This window comes from Bacillus sp. FSL R5-0523, from assembly GCF_037975295.1.
Lineage (GTDB): Bacteria > Bacillota > Bacilli > Bacillales > Bacillaceae > Bacillus > Bacillus subtilis.
In genome coordinates this window covers 2,145,861-2,165,638 of record NZ_CP150251.1, presented here as the reverse complement: position 1 = coordinate 2,165,638, position 19,778 = coordinate 2,145,861, and the positions used below count along the sequence as shown (strand labels likewise).

Here is a 19,778-nt window from a genome sequence, read left to right as displayed (position 1 = left end):
TTTTGGGAGTACAGAAGATGATAACAACAAGCTATAGACCGTCTGAACACAACATAAAAACCGCAAAGCAGCTTTCTAAAGAGCTAAATATGCCATACTGCGGCCGGAATAAACAAACGGTTGAACACCTGCTGAAGTCAGCTGAACGTGATTTGCTTGTGGTCGGCAAAGAGCGGTTTGAGCTGTATACGAAACAAGGTGCCAAATTCTTTTTTCATCCGAATACAGCGATGTTCAGAGCCAAACGCTTCTTACAGGGGGAGAAAGAGCCTATGCTTCGGGCTGCCGGCTTATCTGAAGGGGATGCGTTTTTAGATTGCACACTCGGGCTGGGGTCAGATGCCATTATCGCAAGTATGGCAGTAGGCGAAACGGGTTCTGTTGTTGGGATTGAAAAAAACCATCTTGTGTCTGTTTTAGTGAGGACGGGGCTGCATTCATGGGAAACGGGTATAGAAGAGCTTCAAGTTGCGATGAGAAGAATCCAGGTGAAGAATGGTGATTGCTTTGAACACCTCAAGCAGCTTCCTGACAACTCTGTTGATGTGGTTTATTTCGATCCAATGTTTCATGAACCTGTAGAAACCTCTGACGGCATCGCGCCTTTACGTGATTTGGCAGAGGATTCCGTTTTGCACGAAGGATGTATCAATGAAGCGGTACGAGTCGCCAGAAAAAGCGTTGTGCTAAAAGACCACTGGAAAAGCCCGCGGTTTGAACAGTTTGGTTTTAACGTCATGAAAAGAAAAACAGCACTGTTCCATTATGGCGTCATTCAAACAAGCCCGTGATTCATATCACGGGCTTTCTGTTAATCGGTGACCTCCATGACGACAAAGTATAACAATGTTAAGAGTGAAACTGTGGCAAACAGAGCGTCAATCATGCGGAAAGCCTCCTTTCACGGAATATTGTAAGCGTTTTTACGCAAAGTGCATAGCAACGAATCTCCTAATTTGCATATCAGTTTCATATAGTACATGACTTGAATGTTTTGGATGTGCTAAAATAAGAGAAACATGACAATAAAATAGAGAGGAATAAGCAGTCATGAAATTGTGGATGAGAAAGACCCTTGTGGTTTTATTTACCATTGTAACGTTCGGGCTCGTATCTCCTCCGGCTGCCCTTATGGCGGACAAGCCTTCCGGACAGCCGAGCAGTCTTGAGCAGAATGATTACACCGCTTTTTATGATGAGCATGACCTGTACGATGATGAGTCGGATGACAGGCGAGATCCTGAACTGCTTTTTCAATCGTACAAGGAACAGCTCCTTGACAGCGCTGAGGATCAGTCCTTTTTAAAATTCGGCAGCAGAATCGCTCCTGTCATTGAGGATGACTATCGGAAAGAGATCCTGCCAAAAATCGAAAATGTGATTAGTGATTATTTAGCGACATTGCAAGATGATGAGGCGTACCAAGATGTTGTGATCTCAAGCATGCCTTCAGCGGGCAAAACGGAAAAAATTTTCAACGTTTATAATCGGACAACTGGAGAAGATCTTCTCAGATTCCATGTGCGAAGAGACCACCCGCCTCATGACGGCTACTGGTTTAATTTTCATTATCATACAGCAGAAGATGGATTTCAATCACATCATGAGCTTGGGAGCATTTACTGGGACCGCAACACGCCTCCCAACTGGATGAGTGCCTAAAGGAGATGCCATTAGACATGAAAAAGTACACAATGAATGAAATGGTCGATATAACAAAGGATATGCTGAACAAACGGGGCGTTATGATAGAAGATATTGCACGGATTGTTCAAAAACTTCAGGAAAAATACAATCCAAATCTGCCGCTCAGTGTTTGCATGGAGAATGTAGAAAAAGTCCTGAACAAACGTGAAATTATTCATGCTGTTTTGACAGGCCTTGCACTCGATCAGCTTGCAGAACAGAAGCTTCTCCCCGAACCGCTGCAGCACCTTGTTGAAACGGATGAACCGCTTTACGGCATAGATGAAATTATCCCGCTTTCAATCGTTAATGTGTACGGGTCGATCGGTTTGACCAATTTCGGTTATTTGGATAAAGAGAAGATTGGAATTATTAAGGAACTTGATGAAAGTCCAGACGGTATTCACACCTTTTTGGATGATATTGTGGCAGCACTTGCTGCAGCAGCGGCGAGCAGAATTGCACATACGCATCAGGATCTGCAAGATGAAGAAAAAGAACAGGATGAAAAGCCTGTCGTCAGCTGACTATAAAAAAATCATTTCTGGGTTCAGAAATGATTTTTTATTGTGTTACACTACTAGAAGACTACTTTTAAAGGATGAAAAAAATGAAACAGTTTAAGGATTTATGTAGACATGTTTTAGAGCATGGTGAGAAAAAGGGAGACCGGACAGGGACCGGAACAATCAGCACTTTCGGATATCAAATGAGATTTAATTTACGGGAAGGCTTTCCGATGCTCACCACTAAAAAACTCCACTTTAAATCAATTGCGCATGAACTGCTGTGGTTCTTAAAAGGAGATACGAATGTACGCTATCTGCAGGAAAACGGAGTGCGAATCTGGAATGAGTGGGCTGATGAAAACGGTGAACTTGGACCTGTGTATGGCTCCCAATGGCGTTCTTGGCGGGGAGCTGATGGAGAAACCATTGATCAAATTTCCCGTCTTATTGAAGATATTAAGACAAATCCGAACTCCAGACGCTTAATCGTCAGCGCCTGGAATGTTGGTGAAATTGATAAAATGGCGTTGCCGCCCTGCCATTGCCTGTTTCAATTCTATGTGTCTGACGGCAAGCTGTCCTGTCAGCTGTATCAGCGCTCTGCCGATGTTTTCTTAGGTGTGCCGTTTAATATTGCATCTTATGCCCTGCTAACCATGATTATTGCTCATGTGACTGGGCTTGAACCGGGCGAGTTCATCCATACGTTTGGTGATGTTCATATTTATCAAAATCATATTGAACAAGTCAATTTGCAGCTGGAAAGAGATGTTAGACCGCTTCCGCAGCTTCGTTTCGCCAGAAAGGTTGATTCTATTTTTAACTTTGCATTTGAGGACTTTATCATCGAGGATTATGATCCGCATCCTCATATAAAAGGGGCGGTTAGCGTATGATTTCATTCATTTTTGCAATGGATGCCAACAGGCTTATCGGCAAAGACAATGATTTGCCGTGGCATTTGCCCAATGATCTTGCATACTTTAAGAAAGTAACATCGGGCCATTCAATCATTATGGGCCGAAAAACATTTGAATCGATCGGACGTCCGCTTCCAAATCGGAAAAATATTGTCGTTACCTCAGCGCCGGCTTCAGAATTTCCGGGATGCACGGTTGTCAGTTCATTAAAGGATGTACTGGACATTTGTTCAGGCCCTGAAGAATGCTTTGTGATCGGAGGGGCTCAGCTCTATACGGACCTTTTCCCTTATGCGGACAGACTGTATATGACGAAAATTCATCACGAGTTTGAGGGTGACCGTCACTTCCCTGAATTTGATGAATCCAATTGGAAGCTGGTTTCTTCTGAGCAGGGGATCAAAGACGAAAAAAACCCGTATGATTACGAATTTCTAATGTATGAAAAAAAGAATTCTTCTAAAGCGGGAGGATTTTAATTGGTTCGCTACAGCCTTCTAGTGGTTTATATTGTGTATATGCTGTTAAAAAATATGAAACAATTATTTAATCAAACAATGCTCGATCCCCGTCTGTCATACAAAAAACAGATGACTCTTGTGTACGAACAGCCAAAGGCGTTTTTGGAAGGCTGTATCGGCATCTCCGGTTCAGTTGTGACGATCCATCAGCCAGAGCCAATACCACACGGTCCTGTTTTGTATGTGCATCCCCGTTTGCGTTTGGCTGAACTGGCCTTAATTGCTGGATATATTGAGGAACCGGCCGGCTTTATCGCCAACCCAAAAGTGTTCCGCTTGCCTTTTATCGGGCAATGGCTGGATCGGATGGATGTGATTTCAGACGGTGATTCAGAAAAGGTATATGAAGATGTGACAAAACAGCTGGAAAAGGGACAAAGCCTGATTCTTTCACTAGATGGTTCTATTGATCCTGTAGAACTTGCGGCCCGCTATCATCTTCCGTTGGTGATGGTGGAAACGAAAGGAACAGATAACATGCAAAAGGGCTCGTTTTTTAAACGCTTAAAACCGACAGACATTGAATTGTCCTTTTCAAAAGCTTATATACCTGCCAATGAAAAACAATTACGTGCATAAAAAAGCGCAGTCGTGAAGACTGCGCTTTTCTGTTACTGTTACGAAAGGAACGGCACCTTTACACAATAGAAGAGCACGCAGAAAAACATGGCAGCGCTCCCGCCCAATACAAAGCTGTGCCAAATGGCGTGATGGAAGGGGATCTTTTTCCAAATGTAAAAGATGGTTCCGACAGAGTATAAAATGCCGCCGAGAAAAAGGAGGGTGAATCCCGCTCCGCTCAGTGAAGCATATAAAGGTTTAACTGCAATAATCATCAGCCACCCCATGACTAAATACACGAAGGTTGACAATAGGATAAACCGTTTCACAAAGAAAATTTTAAAAACGATTCCGCCTAGGGCAAGTGACCATACGATAACCAACAGGGTAAAGCCGAGTGTGCCTTTCAGCGGCCCAAGCAAAAAAGGCGTGTAGGTTCCGGCGATGAGTACGTAAATCGCGCTATGATCAATAATCTCCAAAATGTCCTTCGTTTTTTTATGTGTGATGCTGTGAAGCAGGGTGGAGCTCAAATATAACAGCAGCATAGAGACACCGAATATTGTAAAGCTGACAATGTCCCATGCAGACCCGTAATTAGCCGCAAATATGATTAGAAACACTAATGCTGGGATGGATAAGAGGACACCGATGCCGTGTGTAATCGCATTGGCGATCTCTTCTTTGATTGTAAACAAGTGCATTCTCCTTTCGATCACTAGATCATTTGATTTTTTAACGTCTCTATAAAGCTCAAGCCCTCAAAGGTAATTTTTGTGCCTGCGCGTCCGCGGCTTTTGGTGACATAATCTTTTTTCTCCAAATAGTCGAGACGGCTTCTGACCTGCTGCGGCGTTAACGAGGTTTGGGTATTTTTGCTGTGTTCAGAAATGATCCGTCTGCTGGCAGGTTCTCCTTTTTCGTTCAATACTTTTATTGTTTCCAAAATAAACAAAAACTCAGCTTTTTCCATTAAAGTCAGCAGCTTCGCTTTTTTCTTCGATGTTTTTCCGTCTATCGCGCCTCTAATATATGGCGGCAGGTCATATGGCTGAATCGTTCCCCCGCTTGATACTGCCGCCATATAATCTGCAGCGTTTTTTAATTCCCTGACATTGCCTTCAAATGCATGCTTCTCAAGCATGGGAAAAACGGAGGGATCGATTAACAATTGCCGACCGGAATTTGAGAGAAAATGCTGTGTCAAAAGCGGAATATCGCTTTTTCGTTCCGATAATTCTGGCAGTGCGAGCGTTAAAATGTTCAGTCTGTAGAATAAGTCTTGCCTGAATGTATGTTCCACGGATCGGTCTGCAGAAGCACAGATCATTCGCGGTTTCTCCGTGTCTGAATCAAGCGCTTTTAACAGCTGAGCTTGTACAGAAGCAGGCATGCGCCATACATCATCAAGAAAAAGGGTTCCTCGTACCGCTTTTTGAAAAACACCTGTGTTTCCGTTAGGGCCAAAAAGCTCATGAATAAGGGTTTCTTCCGAATGGGTGCTGCAATTGACGCTTATAAACGGTTCATTGCTTCTCGAAGATTCCAAGTGTATGGCATGTGCGAAGTGATTTTTGCCTGTTCCGATTTTTCCTGTTATTAAGACAGGAAGCTCCGATAACGAGAACTGCTTGGCGATTCGCTTCGCTTCCAGGAAAGTTTGATGTTCTCCGATTAGAAGTTGAAATGTATTGAGTTTTGGTGCACTATTCATCAATTGGCTCCTTTTGGTTCTAATTGGTTTCATTATATCATGCCTTTTGGTTGAAAACACCCTTTATTTTACGATCAACTTTTTTCTTGGCTCTGCAGGATAATGGTTGAACAGAAGTTACCACAAGATGTGGTGGACATAGTCTGTATTTTTTTAATTATTAAATAAAAATAATTGTCTTATTTTTTGAATATTCATGTTATAATGGCATATTAAATAGGGATTTAAAACAAGAAAGGAATCTGTACATGAAACCGTTGCTTAAAGAAAACTCTCTCATCCAAGTGAAAGACATTTTGAAGGCTCACCAAAACGTAAAGGACGTTGTCATTCACACACCTTTGCAGAGGAATGACAGACTTTCTGAGAGATATGAATGCAATATCTATTTAAAACGTGAAGACTTGCAAGTTGTCAGATCTTTTAAGCTCAGAGGGGCTTATCATAAAATGAAACAGCTTTCCAGCGAGCAGACAGAGAACGGAGTTGTGTGTGCAAGTGCCGGAAACCACGCTCAAGGTGTGGCATTTTCGTGTAAACATCTTGGCATTCACGGAAAAATTTTTATGCCGTCTACTACACCGAGACAAAAAGTATCTCAAGTTGAACTATTCGGAAAAGGATTTATCGATATTATTTTGACAGGCGATACGTTTGACGACGCGTATAAAAGCGCTGCTGAATGCTGTGAGGCGGAATCTCGGACGTTTATCCATCCGTTCGATGATCCGGATGTGATGGCCGGACAGGGAACGCTCGCAGTCGAGATTTTAAACGACATTGATACAGAACCGCATTTTCTTTTTGCAAGTGTCGGAGGCGGCGGCCTTCTCTCTGGGGTAGGTACATATTTGAAAAACGTGTCTCCTGATACAAAGGTTATTGCTGTTGAGCCGGCGGGAGCGGCATCCTACTTTGAATCAAACAAAGCTGGGCATGTCGTCACACTTGATAAAATTGATAAGTTTGTAGATGGGGCGGCTGTTAAAAAAATTGGCGAGGAAACCTTCCGGACGCTGGAAACTGTCGTTGATGACATTCTCCTTGTGCCTGAAGGAAAAGTATGTACATCCATTCTTGAATTATATAACGAATGTGCGGTTGTTGCTGAACCGGCTGGAGCTCTTTCTGTCGCAGCGCTTGATTTGTACAAGGATGAAATTAAAGGGAAAAACGTGGTGTGTGTGGTAAGCGGGGGCAATAACGATATCGGAAGAATGCAGGAAATGAAGGAGCGTTCCTTAATTTTTGAAGGTCTTCAGCATTATTTTATCGTCAACTTTCCGCAAAGAGCGGGGGCGCTCCGCGAATTTCTTGACGAAGTCCTCGGACCGAATGATGACATTACAAGATTTGAATATACGAAGAAAAATAATAAAAGCAACGGACCTGCTCTTGTCGGCATCGAGCTGCAGAACAAAGCCGATTATGGGCCGCTGATTGAACGGATGAACAAAAAACCGTTTCATTATGTAGAGGTGAACAAGGATGAGGACTTGTTCCATTTGCTAATCTAATTTTTTTACACAACCGCGCAAAATGACAGACAGCCCGGCTGGCATCATATATAATAGAAGAAAAACAAAAAAGAGGATTGATAGCTTGTTACTCAAAAGCCTAGAGTTCAAACGCGATGACGGGATTCAGGTGAAAGTGACAGAAATACCTGTATTAAAGGAAGATGAGCACTATTTCTTTATGTTACATCACCATTTGCAATTCTACTTAAAAGAAGTGTTTTCATCAAACAGCAGGGCAAAAGTGTATTCTTTCCGACATTATATGAAGCGCCGGATGAAGTGGGCAGATTATCAGGCTGTATTTCATCAAGAGGTGTTAAAGCACAACGCGTAACATGCCGTTTTTTACCTGCATGCCCTCCTTTGTAATCGTTAATGGGGAGGCATGCAGGATTTTTTTTGCTCAGTATCGAATACAAACATGGGACAGTAAGGACGGTTTTAGAAAGCGTTTTTATGCTGGCTGGAAAGGGTGGATGTCATGAAGGTTATCAAGGGGTTAACGGCTGGGCTGATTTTTCTGTTTTTGTGTGCATGCGGAGGACAGCAGATTAAAAATCCGCTCAATTACGAGGTGGAGCCTTTTACATTTCAAAACCAAGACGGCAAGAACGTTTCTTTAGAGAGCTTAAAAGGAGAAGTATGGCTGGCGGATTTTATTTTTACCAATTGTGAAACTATATGTCCGCCAATGACCGCTCATATGACTGATCTGCAAAAAAAATTGAAAGCCGAAAATATAGATGTCCGCATCATATCATTTAGTGTTGACCCAGAAAACGATAAGCCGAAACAGCTGAAGAAATTTGCCGCAAATTATCCATTATCTTTTGATAACTGGGATTTTCTCACTGGATACAGCCAGAGTGAGATTGAGGAGTTCGCACTTAAGAGCTTTAAAGCGATCGTAAAGAAGCCGGAGGGAGAGGACCAAGTGATTCATCAATCTTCTTTTTATTTGGTAGGTCCGGACGGTAAGGTGCTGAAAGATTACAATGGAGTGGAGAATACACCGTACGATGATATCATTTCCGATGTGAAGTCAGCCAGTACACTCAAGTAAGCTAAGAGACTAGGCATTTGCAAATCTTCTAAAACATGATACACTTTCCACTAGTAGAATGGGAAGGAGCAACAAGATTGAAGCTGCGCATTTTTTCAATCATGGCCAGTTTGATTTTGCTTCTTACTGCGTGTACGAGCATACGTACATCATCTGAGGGAAAACAAAAAGCCCATGAAACGAAAACAAAAGAACACATTGTCATAGCGGCTGTCGGAGATTCGCTGACAGAAGGAGTCGGAGATCCCGACGGAAAGGGATATGTCGGCAAGGTGGCGGATTCTATCCGGTCAGATAAACAAGTCAAAACGGTCGACGTGAAAAATTATGCCGTAAAAGGGAACCGTTCGGATGATTTATTAGAAAAACTAAAAGATAAAAAGGTTCAAAAAGGCATAAAGGACGCAGATTATGTCTTTTTTACAATTGGCGGTAATGATTTGATGAAAATCCTTCGCCAAAACTTTCTGCAATTAACCGTTGAACCGTTTCAGGAAGCGGAAAAACCGTACGAAAATCGCTTTGAAAAAATCATTTCTGAAATTCGCGAGCTGAATGATCACGCTGAGCTGATTTATGTCAGCATGTACAATCCGTTTACGTTTACATTATCAGAACTAAATGAAATAAATGGTGTCGTCACGGATTGGAACCATATTGCTGAAAAAGAGCTGAAAAAAGATAAACATGCAAAAATCGTTCATATCGAAGATTTGTTCAATCAAAAAAGTGACAGCAGCCGAATTTCTGAGGAAGATGATTTTCATCCTAATGGTACGGGTTATTCTCTTATCGCAAAGCGCGTCTATCAAGCCATTAAAAAAGAAGGATTACCGAAAGAGTAGGGTGACAGCATGAATAAGTGGAAGCGACTGTTTTTTATATTGCTTACAATTAATTTTATCCTCGCCGCCGGGTTTGTGGCACTTGTTTTGCTCCCGGGGGAACAGGCTCAGGTGAAGGATTCATCTGAGAGCGAGTATGGATTTCAAGTGACAAGCACAAAAGAATCATTAGCTGCGTTTGTTAACTCATATTTAAACGACAAAGCATCAAACAAGCTTGATTATAAAGTAGAGATTGATGATGATGTTCATGTCGCAGGGAAAATCAAGGCATTTTCCACGTCTATTGATGCGTTTATCGCTTTTGAGCCAACTGTGAAAAAAAACGGTGATGTAGAGCTGAATGTCACGAAATTTTCGTTAGGGAAATTGAGTATACCAATTAGCTTTGTGTTAAATTATATGGACAGCTTTTATGAATTGCCGTCATTTGTCCATGTTCACCCCGGAGATAAAAGCATTGAAGTGCGTTTGTCAGAAATGCCTTTAACGAATGGAATGTATGTCAAAGCGGATAAGATAAATTTAGAAAAAGATGAAATTGAGTTTTCCTATTACCATCCTAAACAATAGAGGTGACTGAAAATGAAACGGATTTACCAGTATTTCAGTTTATTATCCTTTACGTTTTCCCTGTACTTCGGCTGGCTTGCTTATCATCATCTGGCCGCTGAAGACATGGATCAAATGTATTTGAATGTTTCCTATTGTGCCTTGTTCCTAAGTGTGATGGTGTTTACATTCGGTATGAGAGACCGAAAAAAAACCGATAAGTCATGAAAAAGAGACATGAAACAACGTCTCTTTTTTCGTGCGGTCCGAAGAAAATTTGAGAACACAAGGAGAAAAGATGAAAGCATACGATTTTACACAGGGGAACGTGCTGAAACAGCTTGTACTGTTTTCAATGCCTATTATGCTCGGAAACGCATTGCAGGTTTCCTTTCAATTTATAGACAGCTTGTGGATCGGCAATTTACTGGGGGCAAAGGCCCTTGGGGCAGCCGCGGTATCAAGCACGATTGTTTTGACCGTGCTGTCTTTTATTTTGGGCCTTAACAATGCGACGTTAACCATTTTATCTCAGCAAAAAGGAAAAGATGATGTAAAAGGAATGGCATCGTATATTAACGCTTTTGTTGTTTTATTAACAGGCCTAAGCATCGGATTCGGCGCTGCCGGTTTTTTTCTCTCAGAGCTTTTGCTGCGTCTTCTAAAAACACCGGAGTCAATGATACCGCTTGCTGAGACGTATTTACAGATTCAATTTATCGGCATTTTATTTTTGTTTGGTTATAACTTTATCAGTACTGTGCTTCGTGCGCTGGGCGACAGCAAGACACCTCTCCGGTTTATTGCGTTTGCTGTTGTACTGAATACAGTGCTTGCGCCGCTCTTTATTTCTGTGTTCCGCATGGGAATAGCGGGAGCGGCTTATTCAACGATTTTGTCACAGGGAATTGCGTTTCTATATGGGTTGTTTTATGTCGTCAAACACAAGCTTGTGCCATTCTCAATTCCGAGAATGCCCAAGTGGGAAGAGTCCGCGCTGATTTTGAAACTCGGGATTCCGGCAGGTCTGCAGATGATGGTGATTACAGGCGGTATGATGGCGATTATGAGTGTTGTTAACTCATACGGGGATCACGTGGTATCAGGCTTTGGCGCGGTGCAGCGGCTTGATAGCATCATCACGCTTCCAGCAATGGCTGCCGGTACGGCCGTCAACAGTATGGCAGGGCAAAATATTGGAATCGGAAACGAAAAAAGAGTGGGAACAATTGCAAGGCTAGGTGTGATGGCTGTTATTTCCTGCATGCTGGTGATTGCGGTTATGATTTGGGTATTTGGTAAATATCTCATAAGGTTATTTATCAGTGAGCCCGATGCGGTCGCATTTGGTGAACAGTATTTGAAGTGGATCGCGTTTTTCTACCCTTTTATTGGGATTAATTTTGTGCTGAACGGAATCGTCAGGGCCGCGGGAGCGATGCTGCAGGTTCTGGTATTAAATTTGATCTCGTTTTGGGTGTTGAGATATCCTTTTACAGCTCTATTTTCAGCTTGGCTTGGACAAAAAGGAATCGGGCTTGGAATCGGAATGAGTTTTTTATTAAGCAGCTGCGCGGCATTTTTGTATTATAGATATGGCCGCTGGAAAGCAATGAAGCTGTTTACTGAAAAATAAGTGAAGCACTGCGAAAAGCACATACCTTTATATCGGTATGTGCTTTTGTTCACCGTTTTTTATCAAGTTTGCTGAAGAGCTCGATTAACGTGGCAAGTTCAGCATCCGTGTAGCAGTCAAAGCGTTTAAAGAAATATTCCGTTTTTTTCTCGTTAAAGTGCTGAAGGACTTTTTCGCCCGCTTCAGTGATATGAATACGGATGATGCGTCTGTCTTCCTTCGATCTGATTCTCGTAATCCATTCCTTTTCTACCAGTGCATCGGTCACAGCCGTAATGTGGCTTGCCGATACCTCTAAAATAGGCGCAAATTCAGTGACTTTTTTAGGCCCTTGTTCACTGAGGATCCGAAGAATGGTGAATTCATTCCGCGACAGCTCTTTATCTAAAATTTCATTGATTTCATTGCGTATTTGTTTAAAGACTTTACGGAGTAAAGTTTCCATATCGTACATCATCTGTGTTCTTACTTTCAAATTTGTGAACCTCCATTACATAAGCATATTGCTTAAAACCTATAGATTTTATTGAAAAGCAGAATCATTTTCATTCTATTTTTACATGCTATAATATAATAATACCACGTATTAACAAAGGAGGCACCAGTATGTCTGAAAAAAAAGAAATCGCCACATTTGCAGGAGGCTGTTTTTGGTGTATGGTTAAACCTTTTGACGAACAGCCGGGAATTGAAAAAGTGGTGTCCGGGTATACAGGCGGCCATACTGAAAACCCTACGTATGAAGAGGTGTGCAGTGAAACGACGGGACATCGTGAAGCCGTTCAAATCACGTTTAATCCTGATGTATTCCCTTATGAAAAACTGCTTGAATTATTTTGGCAGCAAATCGATCCGACAGATGCCGGGGGGCAGTTTGCTGATCGCGGCAGCTCCTATCGCGCAGCCATTTTTTATCATAATGATAAACAAAAGGAGCTTGCGGAAGCTTCCAAGCAACGTCTGGCGGAAAGCGGCATCTTTAAAGATCCGATTGTAACGGACATTTTAAAAGCTGAACCTTTCTATGAAGCGGAAGGCTACCATCAGCATTTTTATAAAAAGAATCCAGCACATTATCAGCGCTACCGGACAGGTTCCGGACGCGCGGGATTTATCAGCAAGCATTGGGGGGCTAAATAAATGGCGTACAATAAAGAAGAAAAATTGAAGTCATTAAATCGCATGCAATATGAAGTAACGCAAAATAACGGCACGGAGCCGCCATTTCAAAATGAATATTGGGATCATAAGGAAGAAGGCTTGTATGTAGACATTGTGTCAGGCAAGCCATTGTTTACATCCAAGGATAAATTTGATTCCCACTGCGGCTGGCCAAGCTTTACAAAGCCAATTGAAGAAGAAGAAGTGGAAGAAAAACTGGACACGAGCCACGGCATGATTCGCACAGAAGTAAGAAGCCGAACTGCTGATTCTCATCTTGGCCACGTATTTAATGACGGACCGGGGCCAAACGGACTTCGTTACTGCATAAATTCAGCAGCGCTGCGGTTTGTTCCGAAGCATAAGCTAAAAGAAGAAGGATACGAAAGCTATCTGCATCTCTTTAATAAATAAAGTGTTAAAAACAGGCCTGCCTAATGGATAGACAGGCTTGTTTTTATGCCTTTTTCTCTTGATGCAATTCTTCAATAATCTGAGCAATTCTTTCTTTCGTAATAAGCGGGGCTTGATCTGATTGATACCCAGGCAGATTGACTTTGCGAAAGTCAGGATGTTTTTCCGGCTCTGGAAGGATTGCATAAAGGTTGCCCCATTCATACAGTGATTCAATTTCATGTGGAGATGTTAATTCTTCGTGAAGCTTTTCACCTGGACGCTTGCCCACTTCTACTGCAGCCGGCAGCGGGAGCCCGTGCTGCGATGCATATTCTTCAAACCCATGAATCAGTTCTTCAAGTTTCAGTGATTCCATTTTGAAAATAAAAGTTTCTCCGCCTTTTGTAATAGCAGCCGATTGTAATGTCAATGTAGCTGCATCGTCTATTGACATGAAAAATCTGGTCATGTTTTTGTCTGTGATAGTCAGAGGTTCACCCTCCATCATCTGTTCAAATAATATGGGGATGACCGAACCTCTGGAACCGAGAACATTTCCAAAGCGGACCGAACAAAACAAGGTTCCTTTGTTTTGGACGTGGCGGTTTGCTTGATGAAACAGCTTTTCAGATAACAGCTTGGTGGCACCCATTGTGTTCACAGGAGATACAGCTTTATCTGTACTGATATTAATGACATGCTGCACTCGGTGTGAAAGGGCAGCTTCCACCACATTTTGTCCGCCGATGAGATTGGTCTGAATCGCTTCAAATGGATGGTCCTCACATGTCGGAACCTGTTTCAGCGCAGCCGCGTGAAAGACGATATCGACGCCTTTCATCACCTGATTCACCCTTCTGTGATCGCGTACATCTCCGAGTACAAATAATAGCCGCTTATCCTCCGCATACTTTTGGCTCATGACATACTGTTTACTGTCGTCTTTGCTGAATACAATCACCTGTTTAGGTGTAAGCAGCAAAAGGCGTTTGACAATTTGACTCCCGATTGAACCCGTTCCGCCAGTGACTAAAACTGTTTTGTTATGGAAAAATGGTTTTAGTTCTGCTGTTTGCTGTTTAGGCATGGCTTATCCTCCAACTCTCGTTTCTCTACCATGCATCATATGTTCAACTTTGTAATCGAATTAATGAAAGCAACCAATAAAGAAAAATTTAGGGGAATGATCATGTCACAAAGTGTTCTTTTTTAATAGAAAATGGAAAAACGGACGTAACTAGGGAACGATAAAACTAAATAAACAATGTACTAAATATTCAACATATTTTTATTTCGCTCCGCAAAAGGAAATCTGGCAAAGTCCATCTCACGTACCTAGTTGTTTTATGAGTCAGAAACCCTATAAAAAAAGGTTCATTTTCCTCACGGTAATCACCTGTATATATTTTACAATAATAGTGATAGTGATAAAAGAGGAGGGTACCAAATGAAGGTTTCAAAAACAATGCTGCTAAGCACTGCCGCGGGTTTATTGCTTAGCCTGACAGCAACCTCTGTGTCGGCTCATTATGTGAATGAGGAACATCATTTCAAAGTGACTGCACACACGGAGACAGATCCGGTCGCATCTGGCGATGACGCAGCAGATGACCCGGCCATTTGGGTTCATGAAAAACACCCGGAAAAAAGCAAGTTGATTACGACAAATAAGAAGTCAGGGCTCGTCGTGTATGATTTAGACGGAAAACAGCTTCATTCTTATGAGTTTGGCAAGCTCAATAATGTTGATCTGCGTTATGATTTTCCATTGAACGGCGAAAAAATTGATATTGCTGCCGCATCCAACCGGTCCGAAGGAAAAAATACAATTGATGTATATGCAATAGACGGGGATAAAGGAAAATTGAAAAGCATTACAGATCCAAAACATCCTATTTCCACCAATATTTCTGAGGTTTATGGATTCGGCCTGTATCACAGCCAGAAAACAGGAGCATTTTACGCATTAGTGACAGGCAAACAAGGGGAATTTGAGCAGTATGAAATTGTTGATGGTGGAAAGGGTTATGTAACAGGGAAAAAGGTGCGTGAATTTAAGTTGAATTCTCAGACCGAAGGCCTTGTTGCGGATGATGAGTATGGGAACCTATACATAGCAGAGGAAGATGAAGCCATCTGGAAATTTAACGCTGAGCCCGGCGGAGGGTCAAAGGGGCAGGTTGTTGACCGTGTGACAGGAGATCATTTGACAGCTGATATTGAAGGACTGACAATCTATTATGCACCAAATGGCAAAGGATATCTCATGGCTTCAAGTCAAGGAAATAACAGCTATGCAATGTATGAACGGCAGGGGAAAAATCGCTATGTAGCCAACTTTGAGATTACAGATGGCGAGAAGATAGACGGTACTAGTGACACGGATGGTATTGATGTTCTCGGTTTCGGACTTGGCCCAAAATATCCGTACGGGATTTTTGTGGCGCAGGATGGCGAAAATATCGATAACGGACAAGCCGTCAATCAAAATTTCAAAATTGTATCGTGGGAACAAATTGCACAGCATCTCGGCGGAAAACCTGATCTTCATAAACAGGTAAATCCGAGGAAGCTGAAAGACCGTTCTGACGGCTAGAATAGAAAGCAGCCTGTGCAGCTGCTTTTTTCTATGAATAAAAAAATCGTTCATAGCATGAACGATTTTTCAAGAAAGCGCCAGATGAATCGCTTTTAGTTTTGCAGGAAGCTCATCAAACGTAAATGCGGGTACGGTCTCTTTATAATTGGCTGCTGCAGCTTTTTGCCGTTCTTCAGGATTGTTGATATAGAAAGCGGCTTTTTCCTTAAAGTCGTTCATGCCGTGATAAGAAATAAAGGATGAAAAAGGATGCGCCGCGGGTAAATCTGTTAATTGAAATGCTTCGCATGCAGCAATATCAAACGTTCGGTTATTAAAACTGGCATTTTTGATGCGCATAGTATTTTGGTTGAAAGCAAAATGATAGGGACGATGCGCATTAATTACGATGTCTGCCCCATTATAATAATGAACGGCCTGTTCGGGTGGAACCCATGTGCTGACGACATCAATATGCGGCTGTTTGAGCACTTTTTTAGGCAGATATTTTCTCCATTCCTTGCCGATTACCCGAACCGTGAATGGCAGATAGACCGCTTCTTTCATAAGCTGAACCCGATTAGGGTAAGGGTAGCCGATGATTAACAGATTTGAATGATAGGAATGTTCGGTGCCCATTTTTTTAAACAGCCGATGATTAACTGGTATCGGAACATAATAGACGTGCTGGTAGCCGAGCCCTTGATAATAGAGAACGGCATTTTGTTCAATCGTTAATATGGCGTCAGCGAGCTTGATTACCTGTAGGCTGATATCCATATAAAATGGGTCTTCGGTCAGCCAAACATATACGGGAATACCCTTACCCTTTAACCAGGTCAGCCAGTCGTGAGGAACGCGGTCTCCAACCATCAAGAGTGCGAAGTCCGGCTGAAACGTTTCGATCTTCACCAAAGTTTCTGTTTCAAGTGTATCTGCAGACATATACTCTGTATGAGTGTTCCGAAAACATTCTTCAGCCCAGCGATCAAAATAACAATATATTCCTCCGTATCCCGACTGGATATACAACACTTTCATCGGATGTTATGAAAAGAACGTAACGCTTTCTACTTTGTCTACATCAATTAATGTTGTAGCTTGGCCTGCTGGAGTGACGGAGCTTTCCTGTGTTACAAATACGATCCCGTGAACCTGATCGAAAGCAACGAAGACAACCGGCCCGATCATGTCTCCCGAATCGGTTACAATGCTGATTGTCGTGCCTGGCGTAACTCTGGCAAAAATCCATCTTGCCGGAAGGGAAGGGTCTAAAAGAGATTCTGCCGTAACCGTCTCACTTTCATCTACTCTTTGATCGATGGCAGCTTCAAGCAAGTCTTTAAGGTTACTATCCATGTTTTCTCCTCCTTCTGTTGCAGTTGGAAATAAAGGGCTTAAAACGGCTTTAATTAAATCCTTTTTTAACTGTGCATTTTCAGAGCTCATTACACACACCTCCTATTCGATAGTGAACTCACGTTAATCATATTCTTCCGGCTGTTATTTGGTATGAGTCGAACGCCGTACCTGATCTAATTTTCATCTATTTAAGGAAAATGCTGATTTTTTTATGGAGTGGACATAGCCTATACCATAAATCGGAGTCGCACATATTGTGAAACAGAGATAAGGATAAGGGAGAGGGATGATTTGGATTTAGAGAAACAAGTGGATCGAGAAGAAAACCAAGATGAACTACATTTTATTTTGCTTTTGCTGATTCTGCTGATACGTCAATCGTCTTCTGAAGGAAATCCATCTGACCTCAGACGCCAGCTGGTTTTTGCAAAAGAGCTGGGCGTACCGGTTTCAAAAGTCAATTTGATTAACGGAGATACACTTCAAAATGTCATCGTAAAAGAAGTTCTGACTGATTTGGTTATTTTCCAAAACCCGTTAAATAACACGAGATCTCATGTTTCACTTTCAAGTGTTGTAAGCTGGGGTGCTTTTTAAAAGATGACAGAGGCTCTGCTTGCTGCGGAGCCGTTTTTATGTTTGACGGCGGGAGGCGGTATAGATGGGAGAGAAAGTGTCTATTATTTTAACAAGTTACAACAAACCCGATTATTTGCAAAAAGCGATCGAAAGCGTAATACAGCAAACGCATGATCTTTGGGAGCTTTTTATCATGGATGATCATTCGAATGCAGAAACAACTGCGGTGATTCACAAGTATCTCCATGACCGGCGCATTCAATATCATAACAGTTTCGTGCATCCTGCAGATCGATTAAAAACAGCCCGTTATGCCACATTAATTAACAGTGCGCTCCCATTTGCAGACGGCGATTACATTTCCTATCTTACTGACGACACTGTTTATCATCCTGAGCGGCTGAGCCGTATGGTGCAAGAGTTTTCACATAAGCCTGAAGCGCAGGCGGTCTATTCAAAACAAAAAGTTGTACATGTAAACGAAAGGGGAGAGGAAATCTCACATTTCTACAGAAATGCCAATGCAGTGCTTGATCAGGCCGCTTTTCAAGTTGATCATTGCTCCGTTATGCATCGCCGTTCGTTACTTAATCTCATCCACCATAAATTTGGAGGCTACTGGGATGATGATATGAAGCATTGGAATCATGGCGACGCAATTTTTTGGGCGAGACTCAACAACTTTACCCCATTTCTGCCGATAAATGAAGTATTAGACACAACCTATAAAACCCCCGATTCATTTCAAAATGCATATCGGTTTCTGCCCGCCGATTTGATTGACGGCTCTTTTGTAAAAGGTTCAGATCAAAATGTGTGTTTTTTTGATCAGGGTGTAAGGCATCCTGTTGGAGAAAAGTGGGGTTTTTTGTATCTAAATCGGACTGTCGCTGTTCCAGACCCATATTTATTCCAATATAGGACTGGAAAAATTTTAAACATTCCGAATTATATTTTAGTAAAGGAAGCTGACCATCCTGCAATATTTTATATCGAAGCCGGAAAAAAAAGGCGAATTGTGGACCAGTATGCGTTTCAATTTTATCAATTTCAAAGAAAAGACATAGTGACAATCGGAAAAGAAGAGATGGAGACGCTTCCGGAAGGGCCGCCGATTATGTGGAAACGATCTGAATTGATCAAAAATCCGCCTGGCCGACGTCTGTTTTTCATCGAACGCGAGCCGTTTTTGTTTCTAAACGGCGTCTTTCACCCGATTAGTGAACAAGTAGCAAGGAAGTTTTTTTTACATCAGAAGCCAATCTCCGCTTCTTTCCGAAATATTCAGCAATTTCCAATTGGAAAGCCGTTTTATCCGGTGTACGATGAGATTATAAAGAAATTGAATATTGCAACAGAGTAAAGGTATAGGTCATAAAAAGGAGACGTTCATGACAGGACATTATTCAAAAACGGAACATCAATATATATTGTTAACGTCTGAATCGGCATCGTTTGATCATTACAGCGTATACAGAGATCCGCAGCTTCCGCACATTTTTTCTCATAACTTTGTTCAGCTCCATGATACGTTTCCATTGGAGCGGTTACTTAACTTTTTACCCTCCGTACCAAAGCTGCTTGATGCGAATTATCTCCATTTAAAAGCGTCGCCGCAGCATGTTTTTCCGCTCGGTTTGAAGCAGTCGCTTATAAAAAGCGGTTTTGTCGTCGAGGATGAGCTACTATATGACATGAAGCTTAGTGACTGGAAGGGGCAGATGGGACATCCTTTAACCGCATGGGGGACGGCAAAAAGTCTTAGCGACGGATCTTCTATTATGAAAATTTACGATTCCATTTATATTGGAGAAGCAATCGCTGAACAAAAATTAAAAAGAAAATATCCTTTCTATGAAGCAGGTATAATCATTCTTGTTGTTTGTTACAGCGACCAGGCACAGAAAGTTCCCATTGGGTGCGGCGAGCTGTTTATCGATCATCAAGAGAAATCGGCTAAAATCGAAGAAGTGGCAATTTTAGATCAGTTTCAAAGGAAGGGCTACGGCAGTATCTTAGTGAAAGAAATGCTGTCCATCGCCAAATCACTAGGAATGGAAGCAGCCTACTTAGTGGCTGCAAGCACTGACGGTGCAACTCAGTTTTACGAAAAGCTGACGTTTAAAAAATATGAGCGGGTGCATACTGTATTTCATTATTTCCTTACATGAAATA

The 19,778-nt window shown here is 42.1% G+C and carries 25 protein-coding genes; 19 read left to right on the top strand and 6 right to left on the bottom strand.

The genetic code is table 11. From position 1 onward, the window contains the following. The first annotated feature begins 17 nt into the window (after nucleotides 1-17). The 6 genes from NYE53_RS10825 (at nucleotide 18) to NYE53_RS10800 (ending at nucleotide 4,215) form a co-directional block, all read left to right on the top strand. Nucleotides 18-791 carry a class I SAM-dependent methyltransferase gene (locus NYE53_RS10825; protein ID WP_339244716.1) on the top strand — a complete coding sequence of 258 codons (774 nt, stop codon included), beginning with the start codon at nucleotides 18-20 and terminating at the stop codon, nucleotides 789-791. Between the two features lie 259 nt (nucleotides 792-1,050). Beyond that, nucleotides 1,051-1,662: a YpjP family protein gene (locus NYE53_RS10820; protein ID WP_009967559.1), complete on the top strand. Its 612-nt coding sequence runs from the start codon at nucleotides 1,051-1,053 to the stop codon at nucleotides 1,660-1,662. 17 nt (nucleotides 1,663-1,679) lie between these two features. Continuing rightward, on the top strand, nucleotides 1,680-2,213 hold the full coding sequence (locus tag NYE53_RS10815) for a phosphatidylglycerophosphatase A (protein ID WP_003230797.1): 534 nt from the start codon (nucleotides 1,680-1,682) through the stop codon (nucleotides 2,211-2,213). An 83-nt stretch (nucleotides 2,214-2,296) separates the two neighbouring features. Further along, nucleotides 2,297-3,091 carry a thymidylate synthase gene (locus NYE53_RS10810; protein WP_213783403.1) on the top strand — a complete coding sequence of 265 codons (795 nt, stop codon included), beginning with the start codon at nucleotides 2,297-2,299 and terminating at the stop codon, nucleotides 3,089-3,091. Beyond that, complete coding sequence (gene dfrA, locus NYE53_RS10805) at nucleotides 3,088-3,594, top strand: dihydrofolate reductase DfrA (RefSeq protein ID WP_015383909.1); 507 nt, start codon at nucleotides 3,088-3,090, stop codon at nucleotides 3,592-3,594. Before NYE53_RS10810 ends, dfrA begins: the two co-directional genes overlap by 4 nt. Then, on the top strand, nucleotides 3,595-4,215 hold the full coding sequence (locus NYE53_RS10800) for a 1-acyl-sn-glycerol-3-phosphate acyltransferase (RefSeq protein ID WP_336154349.1): 621 nt from the start codon (nucleotides 3,595-3,597) through the stop codon (nucleotides 4,213-4,215). It begins immediately after the preceding gene. 38 nt (nucleotides 4,216-4,253) lie between these two features. Here the strand turns inward: NYE53_RS10800 and NYE53_RS10795 are convergent, their stop codons facing one another. Both NYE53_RS10795 and NYE53_RS10790 read right to left on the bottom strand, forming a co-directional pair. After that, nucleotides 4,254-4,895 (bottom strand): hemolysin III family protein, encoded by a 642-nt coding sequence (locus tag NYE53_RS10795; RefSeq protein ID WP_251187780.1) that lies wholly within the window; start codon nucleotides 4,893-4,895, stop codon nucleotides 4,254-4,256. 20 nt (nucleotides 4,896-4,915) lie between these two features. Further along, nucleotides 4,916-5,911 carry a sigma-54-dependent transcriptional regulator gene (locus NYE53_RS10790; protein ID WP_339244709.1) on the bottom strand — a complete coding sequence of 332 codons (996 nt, stop codon included), beginning with the start codon at nucleotides 5,909-5,911 and terminating at the stop codon, nucleotides 4,916-4,918. Nucleotides 5,912-6,159: 248 nt separating this feature from the next. On the opposite strand from NYE53_RS10790, the gene ilvA reads away from it, so the two are divergent. From ilvA to NYE53_RS10755, 7 genes are all read left to right on the top strand, one after another. Next, the gene (ilvA, locus tag NYE53_RS10785; protein ID WP_014480067.1) at nucleotides 6,160-7,428 is read left to right on the top strand and encodes a threonine ammonia-lyase IlvA; all 1,269 of its coding nucleotides are present in this window, start codon (nucleotides 6,160-6,162) and stop codon (nucleotides 7,426-7,428) included. A gap of 85 nt (nucleotides 7,429-7,513) precedes the next feature. Continuing rightward, nucleotides 7,514-7,765, top strand: a complete 252-nt coding sequence (locus NYE53_RS10780) for a DUF2535 family protein (RefSeq protein WP_014480066.1) — start codon at nucleotides 7,514-7,516, stop codon at nucleotides 7,763-7,765. 147 nt (nucleotides 7,766-7,912) lie between these two features. Further along, nucleotides 7,913-8,494, top strand: a complete 582-nt coding sequence (scuA, locus tag NYE53_RS10775) for a cytochrome c oxidase assembly accessory protein ScuA (protein WP_024572006.1) — start codon at nucleotides 7,913-7,915, stop codon at nucleotides 8,492-8,494. A gap of 77 nt (nucleotides 8,495-8,571) precedes the next feature. Then, a complete protein-coding gene (locus NYE53_RS10770) occupies nucleotides 8,572-9,339 on the top strand; it encodes an SGNH/GDSL hydrolase family protein (protein WP_339244705.1) in 768 nt (255 codons plus the stop codon). 9 nt (nucleotides 9,340-9,348) lie between these two features. After that, nucleotides 9,349-9,912 (top strand): YpmS family protein, encoded by a 564-nt coding sequence (locus NYE53_RS10765; RefSeq protein ID WP_339244702.1) that lies wholly within the window; start codon nucleotides 9,349-9,351, stop codon nucleotides 9,910-9,912. 12 nt (nucleotides 9,913-9,924) lie between these two features. Beyond that, nucleotides 9,925-10,119: a protein YpmT gene (gene ypmT / locus NYE53_RS10760; RefSeq protein WP_003230808.1), complete on the top strand. Its 195-nt coding sequence runs from the start codon at nucleotides 9,925-9,927 to the stop codon at nucleotides 10,117-10,119. A gap of 70 nt (nucleotides 10,120-10,189) precedes the next feature. Beyond that, entirely contained in the window at nucleotides 10,190-11,527 is a 1,338-nt protein-coding gene (locus tag NYE53_RS10755) for an MATE family efflux transporter (protein ID WP_339244699.1), read from the top strand. A 49-nt stretch (nucleotides 11,528-11,576) separates the two neighbouring features. Here the strand turns inward: NYE53_RS10755 and NYE53_RS10750 are convergent, their stop codons facing one another. Then, nucleotides 11,577-12,002, bottom strand: a complete 426-nt coding sequence (locus NYE53_RS10750) for a MarR family transcriptional regulator (RefSeq protein WP_004398634.1) — start codon at nucleotides 12,000-12,002, stop codon at nucleotides 11,577-11,579. 131 nt (nucleotides 12,003-12,133) lie between these two features. On the opposite strand from NYE53_RS10750, the gene msrA reads away from it, so the two are divergent. Next, nucleotides 12,134-12,667 carry a peptide-methionine (S)-S-oxide reductase MsrA gene (msrA, locus tag NYE53_RS10745; protein WP_339244698.1) on the top strand — a complete coding sequence of 178 codons (534 nt, stop codon included), beginning with the start codon at nucleotides 12,134-12,136 and terminating at the stop codon, nucleotides 12,665-12,667. Further along, complete coding sequence (gene msrB, locus NYE53_RS10740) at nucleotides 12,668-13,102, top strand: peptide-methionine (R)-S-oxide reductase MsrB (protein WP_024572009.1); 435 nt, start codon at nucleotides 12,668-12,670, stop codon at nucleotides 13,100-13,102. It abuts the gene before it with no gap. Between the two features lie 43 nt (nucleotides 13,103-13,145). Here msrB and NYE53_RS10735 read toward each other — a convergent pair whose 3' ends face one another. Further along, a complete protein-coding gene (locus NYE53_RS10735) occupies nucleotides 13,146-14,171 on the bottom strand; it encodes a nucleoside-diphosphate sugar epimerase/dehydratase (protein ID WP_064671101.1) in 1,026 nt (341 codons plus the stop codon). A 360-nt stretch (nucleotides 14,172-14,531) separates the two neighbouring features. Here NYE53_RS10735 and NYE53_RS10730 point away from each other — a divergent pair, with 360 nt between their 5' ends. Then, on the top strand, nucleotides 14,532-15,680 hold the full coding sequence (locus NYE53_RS10730) for a phytase (RefSeq protein ID WP_327829418.1): 1,149 nt from the start codon (nucleotides 14,532-14,534) through the stop codon (nucleotides 15,678-15,680). Nucleotides 15,681-15,749: 69 nt separating this feature from the next. Here NYE53_RS10730 and cgeB read toward each other — a convergent pair whose 3' ends face one another. Together cgeB and cgeA are read right to left on the bottom strand one after the other, a co-directional pair. Beyond that, nucleotides 15,750-16,703: a spore maturation protein CgeB gene (gene cgeB, locus NYE53_RS10725; protein WP_339244693.1), complete on the bottom strand. Its 954-nt coding sequence runs from the start codon at nucleotides 16,701-16,703 to the stop codon at nucleotides 15,750-15,752. 6 nt (nucleotides 16,704-16,709) lie between these two features. Then, nucleotides 16,710-17,111 carry a spore crust protein CgeA gene (cgeA, locus tag NYE53_RS10720; protein ID WP_017697128.1) on the bottom strand — a complete coding sequence of 134 codons (402 nt, stop codon included), beginning with the start codon at nucleotides 17,109-17,111 and terminating at the stop codon, nucleotides 16,710-16,712. 204 nt (nucleotides 17,112-17,315) lie between these two features. Between cgeA and cgeC the strand changes: the two genes are divergently transcribed. The 3 genes from cgeC to cgeE all read left to right on the top strand — a co-directional run bounded on the left by cgeC (nucleotide 17,316) and on the right by cgeE (nucleotide 19,774). Further along, entirely contained in the window at nucleotides 17,316-17,621 is a 306-nt protein-coding gene (cgeC, locus tag NYE53_RS10715; RefSeq protein ID WP_014477111.1) for a spore maturation protein CgeC, read from the top strand. Between the two features lie 64 nt (nucleotides 17,622-17,685). Continuing rightward, nucleotides 17,686-18,966 carry a spore maturation glycosyltransferase CgeD gene (cgeD, locus tag NYE53_RS10710; RefSeq protein WP_327829422.1) on the top strand — a complete coding sequence of 427 codons (1,281 nt, stop codon included), beginning with the start codon at nucleotides 17,686-17,688 and terminating at the stop codon, nucleotides 18,964-18,966. 28 nt (nucleotides 18,967-18,994) lie between these two features. Then, entirely contained in the window at nucleotides 18,995-19,774 is a 780-nt protein-coding gene (gene cgeE, locus NYE53_RS10705) for a spore maturation N-acetyltransferase CgeE (RefSeq protein ID WP_339244689.1), read from the top strand. Nucleotides 19,775-19,778 lie beyond the last annotated feature (4 nt).

Excerpts from the sequence above, each read along its gene's own strand:
- NYE53_RS10730 (WP_327829418.1), top strand. The coding sequence starts at position 14,532 with ATGAAGGTTTCAAAAACAATGCTGCTAAGCACTGCCGCGGGTTTATTG.
- NYE53_RS10815 (WP_003230797.1), top strand. The coding sequence starts at position 1,680 with ATGAAAAAGTACACAATGAATGAAATGGTCGATATAACAAAGGATATG.
- msrA (WP_339244698.1), top strand. The coding sequence starts at position 12,134 with ATGTCTGAAAAAAAAGAAATCGCCACATTTGCAGGAGGCTGTTTTTGG.
- cgeE (WP_339244689.1), top strand. The coding sequence starts at position 18,995 with ATGACAGGACATTATTCAAAAACGGAACATCAATATATATTGTTAACG.
- NYE53_RS10790 (WP_339244709.1), bottom strand. The coding sequence starts at position 5,911 with ATGAATAGTGCACCAAAACTCAATACATTTCAACTTCTAATCGGAGAA.
- NYE53_RS10810 (WP_213783403.1), top strand. The coding sequence starts at position 2,297 with ATGAAACAGTTTAAGGATTTATGTAGACATGTTTTAGAGCATGGTGAG.
- NYE53_RS10765 (WP_339244702.1), top strand. The coding sequence starts at position 9,349 with ATGAATAAGTGGAAGCGACTGTTTTTTATATTGCTTACAATTAATTTT.
- cgeD (WP_327829422.1), top strand. The coding sequence starts at position 17,686 with ATGGGAGAGAAAGTGTCTATTATTTTAACAAGTTACAACAAACCCGAT.
- ilvA (WP_014480067.1), top strand. The coding sequence starts at position 6,160 with ATGAAACCGTTGCTTAAAGAAAACTCTCTCATCCAAGTGAAAGACATT.
- dfrA (WP_015383909.1), top strand. The coding sequence starts at position 3,088 with ATGATTTCATTCATTTTTGCAATGGATGCCAACAGGCTTATCGGCAAA.
- msrB (WP_024572009.1), top strand. The coding sequence starts at position 12,668 with ATGGCGTACAATAAAGAAGAAAAATTGAAGTCATTAAATCGCATGCAA.
- NYE53_RS10825 (WP_339244716.1), top strand. The coding sequence starts at position 18 with ATGATAACAACAAGCTATAGACCGTCTGAACACAACATAAAAACCGCA.
- ypmT (WP_003230808.1), top strand. The coding sequence starts at position 9,925 with ATGAAACGGATTTACCAGTATTTCAGTTTATTATCCTTTACGTTTTCC.
- NYE53_RS10820 (WP_009967559.1), top strand. The coding sequence starts at position 1,051 with ATGAAATTGTGGATGAGAAAGACCCTTGTGGTTTTATTTACCATTGTA.
- cgeA (WP_017697128.1), bottom strand. The coding sequence starts at position 17,111 with ATGAGCTCTGAAAATGCACAGTTAAAAAAGGATTTAATTAAAGCCGTT.
- NYE53_RS10735 (WP_064671101.1), bottom strand. The coding sequence starts at position 14,171 with ATGCCTAAACAGCAAACAGCAGAACTAAAACCATTTTTCCATAACAAA.
- cgeB (WP_339244693.1), bottom strand. The coding sequence starts at position 16,703 with ATGAAAGTGTTGTATATCCAGTCGGGATACGGAGGAATATATTGTTAT.
- scuA (WP_024572006.1), top strand. The coding sequence starts at position 7,913 with ATGAAGGTTATCAAGGGGTTAACGGCTGGGCTGATTTTTCTGTTTTTG.
- NYE53_RS10755 (WP_339244699.1), top strand. The coding sequence starts at position 10,190 with ATGAAAGCATACGATTTTACACAGGGGAACGTGCTGAAACAGCTTGTA.